The organism is Falsiroseomonas oryziterrae (assembly GCF_021864505.1).
Taxonomy (GTDB): Bacteria; Pseudomonadota; Alphaproteobacteria; order Acetobacterales; family Acetobacteraceae; genus Falsiroseomonas; species Falsiroseomonas oryziterrae.
On record NZ_JAKJIB010000478.1, the window covers coordinates 1 to 2230 of the forward strand.

At 74.0% G+C, this 2230-nt stretch carries 2 protein-coding genes; both read right to left on the minus strand.

Annotated features, from left to right (window positions below; all coding sequences use genetic code 11):
* Window positions 1–388 precede the first annotated feature (388 nt).
* The gene (locus L2I40_RS22150; protein ID WP_237217460.1) at window positions 389–1234 is read right to left on the minus strand and encodes a universal stress protein; all 846 of its coding nucleotides are present in this window, start codon (window positions 1232–1234) and stop codon (window positions 389–391) included.
* A gap of 80 nt (window positions 1235–1314) precedes the next feature.
* The coding region (locus tag L2I40_RS22155; protein WP_237217462.1) for a dihydrolipoamide acetyltransferase family protein at window positions 1315–2230 on the minus strand (916 nt) is incomplete at its 5' end.

Consider the following 2230-nt stretch of genomic DNA (forward strand, 5'->3'; position numbering starts at 1 on the left):
GGCATCGACCGTGGCGCGCGCCTCGGCGGTGGCGACGCGTCCCCGCGGGCCGAGCCGCGGCTGCCGCACCGCGGCATCGCCCACCGGGGCATCGCCCACCGGGGCCAGCGGCAACCCAGACATGTCCATCCCCAACCCGTTCTTGCGCCTGGAGCACGTTCCGATCGGCTGGAATCAGCCGATGGGAAGGCCGTGCTCCAGAAGACAGTGTTTCTGGCGCAGCTTACGCCCGTTCGGCGGAACCGCGCAGCGATTCAACCCGCACGAGCGCCGCTCTAGACCTAACGCAGTATCCGCCGGAATGTGAGCCGGTTTCGCCGGGCTGCGTGCCGGCGGATGCGGGCTTGTCGCGCGGCGCCCGGAGTTCCCGAGCGCCGCCAGCCGACGTTCAGTGCGACATCAGCACCGGCGCCGTCATCTGGCGCAGCAGCGTGCGGGTGACGCCGCCGAGCATCAGCTCGCGCAGCCGCGAATGCCCATAGGCACCCATCACGATCAGGTCGGCGCCGAGATCCGCGGCCTCGTTCAGCACGACGTCGCCGGCCGCGATGTCGGAGCCCGCGACCGTGCGCGTCGTCACCGCAAGGCCGTGGCGCGCCAGATGGGGCGCGATGTCGGCGCCCGGCCGCCCTCCATCCCCATCGGCGCCGGTCGCGGGATCGATGGTCAGGACCGTGACGCTCTCCATCAGCCGCAGCAGCGGCAGGGCGTCGTGCAGCGCGCGCGTCGCCTCCCGGCTCGCGTTCCAGGCGACCAGCGCGCGGCCGCCGAGCCGCGCCGGCGCGCCGGCGAAGGGCAGCAGCAGCACCGGGCGGCCGGAGGAGAACAGCGCCGATTCGATGATGCCGAAGCCGGCCGCGCCCGGGTCGCGCGGATCCGGCTGGCCGGTCACGACCAGGTCGGCGTAGCGCCCATGCAGCGCGAGCTGCGTCACGCTGCTGCCCTCGACCTGGCGCCATTCGCCCGGCAGGCCCTCGCGGCGCAGGACCTCACGGAAGCCGGCCTCGATCGGCTTCGCCGCCGCCAGCGCATCGTCCTGCAGGCGCTGGATCAGCTCCGCCATCGCCGCGCCCCCGCCCATGTCGGCGCCGGCGAAGACGGGAAGCGGGACGTCCACCACATGCAGGCCGACCAGATGCGCCGACAGCCGCGCGGCCAGATCGGCGCCGAAGCTCAGCCGGCCGGCCGAGCCGGGCGATCCATCCAGATGGACAAGCAGGTCCCGTACGCTCATCGCTTCCTTCCTCGCGGCTTGTTTCGCCCGTCCAGCGGACCATGCGCCGGCCGTCACGATCCCGCGCGACCCCGAAGCGATCAAGTCCCGGTGAGCGACGGCCCCCGGCCGGGCTCCGTGAACAGCAGCGCCGGCGTCTCCAGCAGCGCCTTCACGCGCTGGATGAAGGCGGCGGCGTCGTACCCGTCCACCACCCGGTGATCGAAGGAGGAGCACAGGTTCATCATTGTGCGGGGCACGAAGCCCTGGCCGTCCTGCCACACCGGCCGCACCTGCATGCGGCTGGTGCCGACGATCGCGACCTCCGGCACGTTCACCACCGGCGTGCTGGCGATGCCGCCGAGCGCGCCGAGACTGGTGACGGTGATGGTGGAGCCCGCCAGATCCTCCCGCCTCGCCGAGCCGTCGCGCGCCGCCGCCGCCAGCCGCGCCACCTCCGCGGCGGAGTCCCACAGGTCGCGCGCCTCGGCATGGCGCACCACCGGCACCATCAGCCCCGCCTCGGCCTGCGTCGCGATGCCGAGATGCACGGCGGCGTGGCGGCGGATCACGCCGGCCTCGTCGTCGTAGAGCGCGTTCATCTGCGGGAAGTCGGCGACCGCGCGCACCACCGCACGCATCAGGAAGGGCAGCGGTGTCAGGCGCGCGCGGCCGCGCGGCTGCGCTTCGGCGTTCAAGGCCGCCCGCAGCGCCTCGAGCGCGGTGAGGTCCACCTCCTCGACATAGGAGAATTGCGCGACGCGGCGCGTTGCCTCCGCCATGCGCTCCGCGATGCGGCGGCGCAGGCCGGTGACGAGGATCTCCTGGACCGCCGTCCGCCGCGGCGCGGATGCGGGCGCGGCGAACGGCGTCGCATGCCCGCGCAGCACCGCGTCGAGGTCGGCATGCAGGATGCGCCCTTCCGGCCCGCTGCCGCGGATGGCGGCGAGGTCGAGCCCGAGGTCGCGTGCGCGCTGCCGCACCGCCGGCGCGGCTAGCGGCGCCGCGGAACGGGGC